Annotated in this window: 8 protein-coding genes and 1 pseudogene; all 9 read left to right on the top strand. The window is 29.4% G+C overall.

Annotation, left to right across the window (positions count from 1 at the left end; all coding sequences use genetic code 11):
- Positions 1-73 precede the first annotated feature (73 nt).
- Entirely contained in the window at positions 74-1,072 is a 999-nt protein-coding gene (locus EG57_RS0218570; protein WP_032078638.1) for a LacI family DNA-binding transcriptional regulator, read from the top strand.
- Positions 1,073-1,212: 140 nt separating this feature from the next.
- Positions 1,213-1,824 carry a DedA family protein gene (locus tag EG57_RS0218565; protein ID WP_032078637.1) on the top strand — a complete coding sequence of 204 codons (612 nt, stop codon included), beginning with the start codon at positions 1,213-1,215 and terminating at the stop codon, positions 1,822-1,824.
- A gap of 289 nt (positions 1,825-2,113) precedes the next feature.
- Complete coding sequence (locus tag EG57_RS0218560) at positions 2,114-3,298, top strand: hypothetical protein (protein ID WP_032078636.1); 1,185 nt, start codon at positions 2,114-2,116, stop codon at positions 3,296-3,298.
- A gap of 198 nt (positions 3,299-3,496) precedes the next feature.
- Complete coding sequence (locus tag EG57_RS0218555; RefSeq protein WP_032078635.1) at positions 3,497-5,128, top strand: M20/M25/M40 family metallo-hydrolase; 1,632 nt, start codon at positions 3,497-3,499, stop codon at positions 5,126-5,128.
- Between the two features lie 206 nt (positions 5,129-5,334).
- Positions 5,335-9,420 carry an AAA domain-containing protein gene (locus tag EG57_RS0218550; protein WP_032078634.1) on the top strand — a complete coding sequence of 1,362 codons (4,086 nt, stop codon included), beginning with the start codon at positions 5,335-5,337 and terminating at the stop codon, positions 9,418-9,420.
- Positions 9,421-9,562: 142 nt separating this feature from the next.
- Positions 9,563-11,311, top strand: a complete 1,749-nt coding sequence (gene prdR, locus EG57_RS0218545) for a sigma-54 dependent transcriptional regulator PrdR (RefSeq protein ID WP_032078633.1) — start codon at positions 9,563-9,565, stop codon at positions 11,309-11,311.
- Between the two features lie 256 nt (positions 11,312-11,567).
- On the top strand, positions 11,568-12,896 hold the full coding sequence (gene prdC, locus EG57_RS0218540; RefSeq protein ID WP_084572268.1) for a proline reductase-associated electron transfer protein PrdC: 1,329 nt from the start codon (positions 11,568-11,570) through the stop codon (positions 12,894-12,896).
- Between the two features lie 19 nt (positions 12,897-12,915).
- Positions 12,916-13,326, top strand: a pseudogene (locus EG57_RS27490) (sugar transporter); the annotation flags it as partial.
- A 51-nt stretch (positions 13,327-13,377) separates the two neighbouring features.
- Positions 13,378-15,471: a D-proline reductase (dithiol) proprotein PrdA gene (prdA, locus tag EG57_RS0218530; RefSeq protein WP_032078630.1), complete on the top strand. Its 2,094-nt coding sequence runs from the start codon at positions 13,378-13,380 to the stop codon at positions 15,469-15,471.
- The last annotated feature ends 13 nt before the right edge of the window (positions 15,472-15,484 follow it).

Here is a 15,484-nt window from a genome sequence, read left to right as displayed (position 1 = left end):
TTGCAAAGGAACTTGTAATAAAAGGGTTTTATAAGTATAATTATTAAAAGAAAATATAACGGGAGTTGATAAAATGGCAGCATCAATAAAAGATGTAGCAAAGGAAGCAGGAGTTTCTATAGCTACAGTTTCTAGGGTATTAAATGATGTAGACGTTGTAAATGAAGAAACAAAAAAGAAAGTTTTAGAAGCAATAAATAAGTTAGGATATAGACCTAATATAGTAGCAAGAAGTTTAAAAACACAGAAAACAAGTACAATAGGAATAATAATACCGGATATATCAAGTCAGTTTTATCCGGAAATAGTAAGAGGAGCTGAAGATGTAGCTAATATATATAATTACAATATAATGTTATGTAATACAGACTTAGATACTGAAAAGGAAATGGAATATCTAAAAGTATTAAAAGAAAAAATGGTAGATGGAGTTCTCTACATGAGCAATTCTTTAGAAGACAGCATAGTAAATCTTATAAAACAATTACAGATTCCTATGGTTTTAGTAGAAACTACTAGTAAAGACGGAAATATACCAAGTGTAACTATAGACAATGAACAAGCGGCTTTTGATGCTGTAAATTATTTAATTAAGAAGGGCAATAAAAAAATAGCTTACATTGGGACACATGAGGATGCAGCGAATGCCAGTGCATTGAGGTATACAGGGTATAAAACTGCATTAAAACAAAACAAAATAAAATTAGATGAAAAAATTGTACATTTTGGAGGATTAAAAGTATCAGATGGCTATAATGGAATAAATGCTATTTTGGAGAAAGAAAGTATTGATTCAGTATTTTGCTCCAGTGACGAAATTGCTATGGGTGCTATAAATGCATTGAGAGACAGTAACATAAAGGTTCCTGAGCAGGTAGACGTAATAGGATTTGATAATATTTATTCTGCTTCTGTATTTTATCCAAAGCTTACAACTATAGGATTACCTATGTATGATATGGGATCTGTAGGAATGAGAATGCTTATAAAAATCATAAATAAAAAAGAAGTAGATAAAGAGAATTATGTTCTTGATCATGAGTTAATAGAGAGAGATTCTTGTAAAAGATAAAAAGTGACAAGGTATACACAAATTGTGCACATTTTTTTAATATAAAGTTAACAAAAAGTTTTGTTAAATGCCTTATAATTGAGGAGAGGTGTAAAAACTTATTAAGTATATGATGTGTTAATTGAAGAAAGGAAAATTTTATGATAGAAAGTTTAATAAATGCAGTTATTTTTGTGCTGGATAAACTCGGATATGTAGGGATTTTTTTTGGAATGGCATTAGAAAGTGCATGTATACCTATTCCTAGTGAGGCAATATTACCTTTTGGAGGTTATTTAAGTTTTACAGGAAGATTAAATTTGATAGCTATGATACTAATTGGAACTATTGGTGGAACTGTGGGTTCAATAGGAGCTTACTATTTGGGTAAGCTTGGAGGAAGGCCCTTAGTGGAAAAGTATGCGGATAAACTAAAAATTTCTAAAAGTAAAATAGAAAAAAGTGATGAATATTTTAATAAGTATGGAGAAAAAATAGTTTTTTTCTCAAGGCTTTTACCTATAATAAGGACATTCATATCGCTTCCAGCAGGCATAAGCAAAATGGAATTTAAAAAATTTACCATATATACTTTTTTGGGATCGTTAATATGGAGTGTTTTGCTAGGTTATATTGGATATAAAATGGGTGAAAATTGGATCATGATTCGTTCTTGGTTTCATATAGCTGATATAGCTGTAGTAGTTTGCATAGTTGGATTTGTAATATATAGATTAGTAGTAAGACGCAAAAAGGTGAATTTAGAAAATTAATAAGTAACTTACCTGAAAATAAACACTTTATATAAAAAGTAGTGTTATTTTCAGGTAAGCTTTTTTTATTTGGTAATTTAAGAATATAAGAATATATGAGAAATAGAACAAATAAAATATGGTATAGGAAAATTTAAGAAAATAGAGGAAATAGTAGAGAAGTGAAAGTAAATTATAATATAAAGATATTAATTTCAAAAAACATTATTAAAAGGTATAAAAAAACTTATTGACCAGTATTGTGTACAATGATATAATTAATACATAATTTAGATGGGGGGGCTCAATAATGAAAAATTTAAAAAAATTGGTTGTATTGGCAATTTCTATGACAATGGTTTCTTCTATTTTTACAGGTTGTAGCTATGAAGGTAAGTCACTTTCTGATGCTTATTCAAAAACACAAAAAGTTACTAGTTCAGAATTTAAAACACAAATTGGCTTACGATTCAGTGGAGAAAATCTTTCAGCTGAAGAACAACAGGAAATGGGAAAAGTTATTCCTATGATAAATGGTTCAAAATTGACTTTAAATGGGAAGATGAACCAAAGTAATGATGGTAAAAATGCAAAAATGCAAGCAGATATGCTATTGCAAGTAGGAAATATGCCAATGAATATGGGAATTTGGGTAGATGCAAATACATCGAATGATAAAGTTAATTTTAAAGAAATTTTAAAAGTTCCAGATATACAGTCATCAAAAATGAATGGAAAACAATATATTGTGCTAGATAGTTCGAATATGACTGAAAATGGAGCAATGAATGCTGATATTACAAAAGTTAGTCAGGATATGCAAAAACAGTTTTCACAAATGGTAGCAAAAAATATGACAAGCTTTGATCCAAAATTTAAACTTATTACAGATGAAGGAACTCAATATTGGGATCTTACAGATGGAGCAAGAAATGTTCATGTTTATGAAGTTAAATTAAATGATAAAAACTTCAAAGATTTAATAAAATACACTTCAAACAGTGTAGTAAACAATAAAGATGCTAGAGATTTCTTAAAGAATTATTTAACTACAGTTTTAAAAGTTTCTTCAGACAAACAAAAAGCATCAGTTACTCAAGCAGAAATAGATAAAGCATTTTCGGATTTTGAAAAAGGATTACCACAGTTTACAACTAGCATGAATAAAGTATTAGATGCTTTTGATGGAGTAACTCTTGTTGGAGACAAAGGAATTGTAATTGACTTTGCAGTAGATAGTAATGGATATGTTGTTGGAGAAAGAGGTAATATAGATTTAGTATTTGATGCACCAAAATTTATATCAGCAGTCCAAAGCTTAAGTAATACAAAAAATAGCGATACAGTAAAAATTACAGGCGTATATAAATTAGGCATTGATTTTAATACAAATACTTTTAATATAAATAAAAATGTAGAGATAAAATTTCCAGAAGTAAATAGTCAAAATTCTATTCAATATGGAGATTTACTTAGTCAGAATAAAATTAAATAGTATTTGAAACTTGTTGCAATAGTAAAGGAGTATGTAAAAATGCTCCTTTATTTTTTTATGTAAAGTTACATTTTATGAAAGAAAGTTAAATAAAATTCTTGATTTAAAAATTGTTAATTAATTATAATGTATATAAAGTTTAAAGTTATGATGTGTCATATATTTAAAAGTAATAAATAAGAAAAGAGGAAAAGAAAAATGAATTTGAGTGATAAGATTTATGAAACATTAGATGAATTAGTTTCTCTTCCAAGTGTCTCAGGTACAAAAGATGAAAGTATTGCATCTGAAAAGATATATAATATGCTGTCAGGTATGACTTATTTTAAGAAAAATAAAAATAACTTTGGTATGGAAGCAGTAGAAGGGGATAACTTAGAAAGAAAATTTGTATGGGCAGTAGTAAATGGAAAAGAAAAATCAAATGATACTTTGATTTTAACAGGACATTTTGATGTAGTGGGAGTAGAAGAATTTGGACATTTAAAATCTGTTGCTTTTGATATGGAAGAATGTACAAAACGGATTAGTGAGTTGAATTTAGATGAAGATGCTTTAAAAGACCTTAAATCAGGTAAGTGGATTTTTGGAAGAGGAACAGCAGATATGAAATGTGGCATTGCAATAGATATAGAATTAATTAGAAAGTTTAGTGAAGATCAAAATTTCAAGGGGAATTTGTTGTTCTTAGCAGTGCCGGGTGAAGAAAGTAATTCAGAAGGTATGGTGGCTGCAGCACCTTTTCTTTTAAAGCTTCAAGATAAAATGAAATATAATTATTGTGGGGCAATAATATCGGAATGCAGTATACCTCAAAATGTAGATGAAGAATTTAAAAGATTATATATGGGAAGTGTAGGAAAAATAATGCCATTGTTTTTATGTGTAGGTAAAGAAACTCATGTAGGAGAACCATTAAAAGGACTAAATCCCAATGCATTAGTTTCAGAAATAAATAGAATTTTAGAAAATAATCCTGACTTTTCTGATCAATTTAATAACGTCATAACTCCACCACCTATGTGTCTAAAACAAATGGATTTAAAAGAGTTATATTCTGTACAAAGTCCTTTATATGCAGCAGCATATTATAATTTACTTACTCTTAGTATGTCTGAAGAAAAGCTGATGGGTAATTTAAAAGACTTAGCATTTAAGGCATTTAATAATGTTTTGGAAGATATTAAATGTAAAAGAGAAAGATTTATAAAAAAGAGTGGTAAAAAATTTGAATATATTAAAGTACAGCCATGTGTTATGACTTATGAAGAATTACTTTTGCAAGTCAAAAGTAAGAATGAAAATTTTGAAGATTATATGAAACAAAAAGTTGAACTTTGGAAAAAAGAAAATAAAGACAACCAAACTATAGCTATAAATATAGTTAAAGAAACTTATGAAAAATATGATAATAAGAAACCTATGATAATAGTTTCTTTTATTCCTCCGTATTATCCTCATAAATATTTGAGAGGTGAAACGGCTAATGACAAAAAATTTATAAATGCTATAGATAAAACAATAGAGTATGCGTATGAAAAGTTTAACGAAAAAATTATTAAAGAAGACTTTTTTATGGGAATTTCTGATTTAAGTTATACTGGGATGGAGAATAATAAAAATATATCTGGTTTATCTTCGAATATTGTTGGATATGGTATAAGTTATAATTTGCCATTAGAAACTTTAAGCAAACTAAATATTCCTGCAATAGTATTTGGTGGTGAAGGAAAGGATTTTCATAAATATAGCGAAAGATTAAATGTTCCTTATACTTTAAATGTAGTGCCAGAATTATATGAACATATTATTTATTCATTGTTACAATAGACTGCTTATTTCAAGTTTTTCAAATTTTAGATAGCTAACCCCACAATTTGCTTATATTAAATAAAAATTTTGTATGTGCGAAAGTTGAACAAATAACTATTTTTATTACGAAATATGTTTAACGAAACAAATGGACAATAAAAAATAAAATGGTATAATTTAACATAAAAGTAAATATATTTATAAGTACGTTGTGGGGTGAAAAAATGGATTATAGGAATAAGGTCAAAAAAATATTTTCATATTTGCTAAGCGTAAAAAATTTAAATGAAAAAATAATAAGAAATGTTTCAGAATATGAAAAATCATATTGGGAAAATGACCTGATGTCTATGGATGGTTGTAGTGTAAATAAGATTCCAGAAGTTGAATGGTGGTTAGAGGTAACAAAAAAGTGTAAATGTATATATGATCAATTGTTTAAGCTATTTTTGGAAATACAGAAAAGATCAGAGGGAATAGAAATAGTATGGGGACATGGTCTTCTTGTTTGGAAAGTTGGTAATGAAAAAATAATTCATCCTGTTGTTACAACCAGAATGAAACTAAATTTTGATGTTAAAAAGGGTATATTTCATTTGACGCCAATAAGTAGTACATGCTTAGAAATGGGAATATTTGAAGAATTGGATATAGCAAATTTACATAGTATAGTTCAAATAGAAAATGAAATAAATAGTGCTAATATAGATCCTAGAAATATAGGTAATATTGAGAATATACTAAAAGATATAGTTTCTTATTTAGGATCTAATGGTGAAATAATAAACTGTACAGTTGGTATGGATAAAATAAAACCAACTAAAAATCCTTTTATTTGTGATAGTCCTGTAATTTTAATAAGAAAAAACAATATGCGATTATGGCAAAAAGAGATTATTAATATAAATAATCAAATAGATAATGGTTATGTCATACCAGAAACAATAAAGGCTTTGGTACGAGATAAGAAAGTAGAACAAAGTGAGGAAGATATGAAAGAATGGCAGGAAGTTGGAGAGGACATACTCTTCCCGCTAGATACGAACTTTGAGCAAAAGCAAGTTGTGAAAAGGTTATGTGAAAACTATGGAGTTGTAGTACAAGGGCCACCGGGAACAGGTAAAAGTCATACAATAGTTAATTTAATATGTCATCTTCTTGCACATGGTAAAAGTGTTCTTGTGACAAGTCAAACAGATAAAGCTTTAAAAGTATTGGTGGACATGATACCAGAACATATCAGACCATTGTGTATGAGCGTTATTGGAAATGATTCTGGTTCGCTAAAAGAACTTAATGAAGCTGTAAGAAAAATAACAGATAACTTGTCTGTAGATCCTGAAGCATTAGGAAAAGAGATTAAATTATTAAGAGAAGAGTTAAAAAATTGCAGAAAAAAACAAGAACACTTGTATAATAGATTAGCGGAAATTCAAAATACTGAAAATAAGAGTATAGAATATGGAGGACAGTATTATAAAATTGCAGATGTTGCAAAATGGGTAAGGGAAAATAGAAAACAACATTCATGGATAGAGGATAACATTAAATATGAACAATCTATGCCTTTAAATAAAGATGAATTTTTAAGGTTATTAAAATTATTAAAAACTATAGATAAAAAAGAAAAGTACAATTTTGATAGTATAAAAAATTTGATAGATAAAATACCTATGGATATTGAAATTTGTGATAAGATGTATAGGTTTAAAAAATTAAAAGAAGATATTGAAGTTAATAAAAATTTATTAAGTAACTGGCGTATACCAGATAATAATAGATGTGATTATGAAGCTCTTTTAAGTATGTTGAATAAATGTAAAACTGAAATGGAATTTATAGAAAATAGTAGCTTTAAAAATATACTAGGGCTTTATTATAGCAGTAAAATAGCACATGATTTGTTTATGAATGTAGCGTTTAGATGTAATAATTGTTTTTTGATGCTTGATAGGTTAAAAAGCAAATTAAAAAATTACAATATAGAAATTCCCAATAATATAAATATAGATAAATTAAGTAGAGACTTTGATATTGTATATAGCAAGTTTAATTCAAGAGGAAGATTGAGCAAAACCTTTAAAATTATTCATTCAGAATATAATTACATTTTTAAAGGATGCAAAGTTGATTTCCTTGAAGTAGAAAATTTTGGACAAGCATCAGCATTAAAGCTTTACATCCAACAGGAAAAAATAATTAAGGAATTAAAGTCTTTATGGAGTAGTATGGTAAAAAAGTATGGTAATTTATCAGATAATTGTAATAGAGAAGATGAAATAGACATAATAGAAATAGAACAAAGTGTAAAAAAATTAAATAATATAATTGATTGGGATGTAAAGTATAAAAGTAAAATAATATCATTATTAGGTAGAATTTCTATACCGCAAAGTATAGAATGGCATAGATCTGAAACTTATAGATATCTAATAAAATGCGTACAAGCTATCAAAAAAGTAAATGAGTATAATGAGCTAAAAGCTTATATTGAAGTGATGAAAAAATTGATTTTATCTACAGATAAGTTAGATGAATTGTATAATGCAATAGAGTTTCTTGATGTAGAAAAAGCAAAAGAGCAGTTGAAGAAGATAGAACATTTTAAAGTAATAAAGAATGATTTAATTAAGTTAGATGAACTTATAAATAAAATATCAAAAGTATGTCCGACTACAGGAAAAAAATTAATTGAGAGTTGGAGAAATAGCACAAGAAACTTTGAAGACTTTTGTAGTGCGTGGAAATGGTGCCAGTGGAATAGTTTACTTAAGGATATCTATAAGCTAAATTTAGAATTCATAGAAGAATCAATAGAGCAGAATAAAAAGAAAGAAAAAATAATTATAAAAGATATAGTAGCTAAAAAAACTTGGCATAATCAAATACTTAAAACTACTGAATCTGAAAAAAGAAGCCTTTTTGCTTGGATGCAGGCTATTAAAAGAATAGGAAAAGGTACAGGAAAAATGGTATCAGAGTATAGAAAAATAGCTCAAGACGAAATGGAGAAATGTAAGGATACTATACCTGTTTGGATTATGCCATTGAATAGAGTGATTGAAAATATAAAGTTATCAAGAAAGTTATTTGATGTTATTATTTATGATGAAAGCAGCCAAAGTGATATATTTTCTATATGTGCTTTAATGAGAGCTAAGAAGGCGGTTATAGTTGGTGACGATAAACAGATAAGCCCAGAAGTTGTAGGAGTTGATCAGGGTGTTATACAAGGTTTGATAAACAAATATTTGAAGGATATTCCTCAAAATGAATGGTTTGATTTACAGACTAGCCTTTATGATACTGCACTTAGAGTTTTCCCAAATAGATTAATTCTTAAAGAACATTTTAGGTGTGTACCAGAAATTATTGGATTTAGTAATATGCTTTGTTACTCAAATGAGATAAAACCATTGAGATATCCTAAGTTTTCAGAAATATTATATCCACCTGTTGTAGCTGTAAAAGCGGAAGATGGATATAGAGAACAGAATAAAGCTGTAAATATTCCAGAAGCAGAGCTTTTAGTAAGTAAATTAGTTGACTGCTGTAAAGATAAAAAATATAAAGATGCGACTATGGGGGTTATATCTTTATTAGGTGATGTTCAAAGTGAGGCAATTGAAAATATGATAAGGGAAAAAATAGGAGAAGAGGAGATGATAAGAAGAAAAATTATATGTGGGGATGCTTATTCTTTTCAAGGAGACGAAAGAGATGTAATGTTCCTGTCAATGGTTATTGCAAATAATGTTAAGTTTGCACCATTGACTAGGGAATCAGATATAAGAAGGTTCAATGTGGCAGCAAGTAGAGCAAGAAATCAAATGTGGCTATTTTATTCTGTAGAATTAAAAGATTTAAATAAGTCATGTGTAAGATATTCTCTTATTAATTATTGTTTGAATTATGAAAAATATAATAAGAAATATATAAATTTCGAATATGTTTTTCAATCTAAATTTCAAAAGGATGTATATAACATGATAAAAGATAAAGGTTATGACATAATTCCCCAAATCAAAGTGGGAGGTTATAAAGTAGATTTTATAATAGAAGGTAACAGGAATAGGGCTGCTATTATTTGTGATGAGGGAATAATAGATAATGGAGATGATGTAAAAAAGAATATGGAAGCACGATTAAACTTAGAAAGAATAGGTTGGTACTTTCTGAGAATAAGGGGAAGTGAGTTTTACTATAATCCAGAAAAAACTATGGAAAAGCTATGGAGTAGGTTGAAGAAAATAGGTGTAGAAAATTATAATAGAGAAAAAAAATCTAAAGAAACTCTTAGAGTAGTATAACAAATTTTAAAAATAACACTTACTAAATTTACAATTAAGGTAAGTGTTATTTTTATATAAAAAATTACAATAAAAGTTTTCATTGTAATGAGTAGAATATATTCCTATAATTAAAGTAGAGTATAAATGGTAGGTGAAATTAATGAGTATATCTGAAATTATATATAAAGTAAGAGACATAATGTTAAAGGATTTTATAAAAGTAAGAGAAGACGAGACTATAAGAAATGCTCTCAATAGAATGATAGAGTCATATAGAGATGAAGTTTTAATTGAGGACAAAAATGGAGAATTAAAAGCAATATTTACCATGAATGATGTTGCAAAAATAAAAAAGAGAGGTGTGTCCTTTGATGCGCCTATTATAGAGTTTGGTAACACTAATTTACATACTATAGGATCTAATGACTCAGCAAGATTGGCGAGAGACATAATGATTGATAATCGTATAGGAAGGTTGCCTGTATTAGAAGATGGAAAAGTTATAGGTATAGTTACTAGTAATAATATAAGGGATACTTTTTATTTAAAGATGGATGAAATGTTCAATCTTCTAAATAATGTATTTGACAATTTACATGAAGGTGTGTGTATATGTGATGAGAAGGGAATAGTAAAGTATTGGAATAGGAGTTCGGAAAAGTTATATAATGTATCTGCAGAAAAAATAATGAATAGGTACTTAGGAGAATTTTTTCCTAAGGCTTTAAATTTAAAAGTATTAAATACTGGAAAGAGAATAGATAATGTATTCCATGAACCTGTAGAAGGAAAGTTGGTAATATTAAGTGCTGTACCAATTTATAATTCAAAAGGACGTATAATTGCATCTGTATCAACAGATAGGGATATTACTGATGCTATGAATTTAACAAAACAGTTGGAATATGAGAAAAAGAAAGTTGAATTTTTAGAAAAAGCATATAAAAATGAGATATCTTCAAAATATAACTTTTCATCCATAGTGGGAAAAAATAAAAAAATAATAGATGCTATAGCTATAGCACAAAAAGTAGCACATACATCTACTAGTGTCCTTGTAACAGGAAAAAGTGGAACAGGTAAAGAGGTCTTTGCTAAAGCTATACATGAAGCTAGTGGAAGAACTGGAAATTTTGTAGCTATAAATTGTAGTGCTATACCAGGAAATTTACTAGAAAGTGAATTGTTTGGATATGTAGAAGGTGCATTTACAGGAGCTATAAAAAAGGGAAAGATAGGTAAGTTTGAATTTGCCAATGGAGGTACATTATTTTTAGATGAAATAGGGGATATGCCATTAGAGATGCAGGTTAAGATGTTAAGGGTACTTCAAGATGGAGTAATACATAGGCTTGGCAGCGAGAAGGCTATAAATACTGATGCTAGGATTATTGCAGCTACCAATAAAGATTTAAAGAAATTAATACTTGAAGATAAATTTAGGGAAGATTTGTTTTATAGGTTAGCAGTAGTTCAGATACAGCTGCCACCGCTTAAAGATAGAAAGGAAGATGTAAAAGATTTAGCAAATCTATTTTTTGAACAGGTTTCTCACCAGGAAGGCATAAAAATAACTGATATTGAAGATAAAGTATATAAGATATTGACTAATTATAAGTGGGATGGTAATATAAGGGAACTAAAAAATGTAGTTCAAAGGATGGTCGTTCTATCTAATAATGGTAAAATAAATACAGATTCTATTCCTGAATACATTTTGGAGAGTGTATCTCCAGAGGAAGATTTAGGAGAAAATGAATTTGATTTAGAAAGAATAGTAGAGAATGTTGAAAAAAGAACTATAAAAGAAGTTATGAAAATGGTAAAAGGAAATAAGCAGCATGCAGCCAAAGTATTAAATATAAAGAGAAGTACATTATATTACAAATTAGGAAAGTACAATATATAAGTTCAGATTACTGACATCTATGTCTAATTATTGACATAGATGTTTTTTGCGTGTAACCCTAACCATATAAGTGTTTGTCAAAATTTTCAAAATATTATGTGTCAAAAAAATGAACTCATCAATAAAAGTTATAATTGCTATAAAAAAAGGTTATACGTCCACAAAGTAGTATTTGCAACAATTATAGGTAAATGGTAAAAAATATATTAAATAATCAAATATTTGGCACAATAAATGCTGCAATATATTCATGACTATGAAAATTAGGAGGGATGATATGAAAGAATTATATAGTTTTCCTCTAAAAATGCATGTAGGGGCGCCAGATGTTCCTGCTGTTAAAGAAGGTCAAAAGGTAAAAAGAGGAGAATGTATAGCAGAACCAAAAGGCCTTGGAGCAAGAATCCATACTAGTGTGTCAGGAGAAGTATCTAAAATTACTGATAACAATATAGTTATATTAGCAGATGAGATACAAACAGAGCACTATGTAAAAATTAAAGAGTGCGAAAGCATAATTGATACTGTATATGAAGCAGGTATAGTTGGTTCAGGTGGAGCAGGATTTCCAACCAATGTTAAATTAAAAGCAGAAATTCCAGATGGATACATAATTGCGAATTGTGTTGAGTGTGAACCTGTACTTCATCACAATATAAAAATGATAGAAGAAAAACCTGAATTAGTTGTAAATGGTATGAGATATGCTATGAAAGCAACAGGAGCTAAGAAAGCTTATATAGCTATAAAAGCAAAACATCCAGAAGCAATACAATCTTTAGAAAAATGTTTAAATGGATCTAATGATATAGAAATAAAGAAGCTAAAAGATATGTATCCAATGGGTGAAGAAAGAGCTGTAATTCATGAAATATTTGGAACATGGCTTGAGCCTACACAACTTCCATTAGAAGCTAAATGTGTGGTTTTAAATGCAGAAACTTTAGCGAATATAACAAGAGCTGTAGAAGACAGAAAACCAGTTATTGATAAGGATATAACTGTTATAGGTAAGCTTAAATCAGGAAAGGAACCTAATGTATTTTCACAAGTACCTGTAGGAACTTCAATAAAGAGCCTTATAGAAAAATGTGGTGGCATAGATGGAGAATATGGTGAAATTATTATAGGAGGGCCTTATACAGGAAAAGCTGAAGATTTAGAGAAAGCTTCTATTACAAAAATTTCAGGTGGTGCTATAGTAACAATTCCTTTACCAGAGTACAAAGGGCCAATAGGACTTCTTGTTTGTGCTTGTGGAGCAAATGAGGAAAGACTTAGAGATGTAGCCTCTAAAATGAAATCAGAAGTTGTAGCAGTTACTAAATGTAAAAATGTAGAAGAAATTAAAGGATCTAATAAGTGCAAAACTCCAGGAGATTGCCCAGGGCAAGCTGCTGGTATTATGTATTTGAAGAAACAAGGTGCTAAGAGAATTTTAATATCAAATTGTAGTGATTGTTCTAATACTGTAATGTGCTGTGCACCTAAAGTAGGATTACCTGTATATCATCATACAGATCATGTATTTAGAACAGTGGATTATCCATTAACTAGAAGACTTCCTATGGAAGAACAAAAGTAATAAGAGGAGGGGTTAAATAATGTCAATGAGTGTTGAACATGCAGAAGCACTTAAAAATGAAGTTGCTGTTGTATGCTGTAGAACTGAAGAAGGAACTATTATACAAGCATCAAATCTTGAAGATCCAGATATATTTCCAGACATGGTTGATTCAGGATTGCTTACTATACCAAAAGATTGTTTAAAAGTAGGTCAAGTTATAGGTACAAAATTACTTAAAACTATTGATTCACTAACTCCATTAACTCCAGATATTTTAGAGGGTGTTAAGGAAGTAGAAGATAAGGTAGAAAATGATTCAAAAGTTGAAGAACAAGTGGAAGAAGTTGTAGAAGAACAAGTAGTATCAGAAGAAACAGTTGATAGTGTTGAAGGTAGAGTTTTAAAAATTAGAATAGAAGAAGGAAAAGGAATCGATATAGAGTTACCATTTTAATATATAAAATTTGTGATGAAATAACGAAAAGGAGGGATTAATGTTATGTCAATGAGTGCAGAACATGCAGAAGAAGTTAAAAATGAACTTGGGATTGTATGTTGTAGAACAGAAGCAGGAACAATAATTCAAGCTTCCAATTTAGAAGATCCAGCAATATTTCCTGACATGGTAGATGCTGGTTTATTGACTATTCCAGACAATTGCTTGAAAGTAGCACAAGTAATTGGAGCAAAATTGATTAAAACTGTTGATTCACTAACTCCATTAACTCCAGATCTTTTAGAAGGCGTTAAAGAAATGGCTTCTGAAGAAAAAGTTCAAGAGGAGCTAACTGAAGGAAATGAAAAGGCAGTCTTAAAATATAACAAAAAAACAGGTGATGTAATAGGGGCTAAAGATTTGGAGAATCCTATGCATTTTGAAAAACTTGAAGACTCATTACTATTCAAATTAGATGAAAGGGTTCTTACAAGAGAAAAAGTTGTTGGACAGAAATTAGTGTCTGATGTACCAGCTTTAACTCCTATAACACCTGAAATGTTAGAAGGATTTAAGGAGGAAGTTGATATGGGAGAATCGCCAAAAGTAACATCAAGTGTATCCGGTGGAGTCCTAAGAATTAAAATTGCCGAAGGCAAAGGCGTTGACATCGAAGTGCCATTGAATGGTATAAGTACTAGTTCAGTAAAATCCGGAAATGTGCCAGTAGTAAAGGCTGAAAAAGCAGTTGTAGCAGCAAAAGCTGAAGACAAAAAGGAAGTAGTACTTGAAGAAAAAGTACTAAGAACTCTTACAAGAAAACATTACAAAATAAATGAAGTAAAATTAGGCAAAGAAACTAAAATTGAAGGTACAACTTTATATATTAGAGAAGACGTATGTAAAGATGCAGAAGCAACTGGAGATCTTGTTAAAGCTGTAAAATTTGATATTATTACACCAGATAAGTATCACACATACAGTGAAACAATAATGGATGTTCAGCCAATAGCTACAAAAGAAGGAGATTCAAAACTTGGTTCTGGCGTAACTAGAGTACTTGACGGTGTTATAATGATGCTTACTGGTACAGATGAAAATGGTGTTCAAATAGGTGAATTTGGCTCATCAGAAGGTTACCTTGATGAAAATATTCAATGGGGTAGACCAAGCTGTCCTGATAAGGGAGAAATATTCATAAAAGCACAAATTACAATTCAAGCTAAGACAAACATGGAAAGAAGAGGACCTATAGCAGCTCATAAGGCAGCAGATGTAATTACTCAAGAAATAAGAGAAGCTATAAAGAAAATTGATGATGATTCTTTAGTAGTTAATGTAGAAGAATTTAAACATGTAAGAAGACCTGGAAAGAAAAAAGTTATAATAGTTAAAGAAATAATGGGACAAGGAGCAATGCATGATAACTTAATTCTACCAGTTGAACCAGTTGGATTCCTTGGTGGAAAACCAAACGTTGATCTTGGTAATGTTCCTGTAATGTTATCACCACTTGAAGTTGCTGATGGTGGAATACATGCATTAACTTGTATAGGACCAGCATCAAAAGAATGTTCAAGACATTACTGGAGAGAACCATTAGTTCATCAGGTATTAGCTGACCCAGATTTGGATTTATGTGGTGTATTATTTGTAGGAAGTCCTCAAATTAATACTGAAAAATTCTATGTATCTGAAAGAATGGGTATGATAGTAGAAGCATTAGATGTTGATGGCGCTTTTGTTACTACAGAAGGATTTGGAAACAATCATATAGACTTTGCTAGTCATGTTGAACAAATAGGTATGAGAGGAATACCTTGTGTAGCATTCTCATTCTGTGCAGTTCAAGGTCAATTAGTTGTTGGAAACAAATATATGAAATATATTATAGACAATAATAAATCAGAAGCTGGAATAGAAAATGAAATTCTTGGATGCAACACATTATGTCCAGAAGATGCAATCAGAGGAGCTGAAATGCTTAAAGCTGCTATGGCTGGAGAAGAAGTAAAAGTTGCAGAAAGAAAGTATAATAGAAATGTTCTTGAGAGCAATCTAGAATTAGTTGAAAAGGAAAAAGGAATAAAAATAGAGAGAGCGCTTAATGAACAAGCATTACCAATGAGTGAAAAAAGAAAAGAAAAATATTCATAAAAGTAGGTAAGAT

Source organism: Clostridium drakei (assembly GCF_000633595.2).
Classification (GTDB): domain Bacteria; phylum Bacillota; class Clostridia; order Clostridiales; family Clostridiaceae; genus Clostridium_AM; species Clostridium_AM drakei.
The sequence above is the reverse complement of the archived record's forward strand: the minus strand, read 5'-3'. Positions and strand labels throughout refer to the sequence as shown.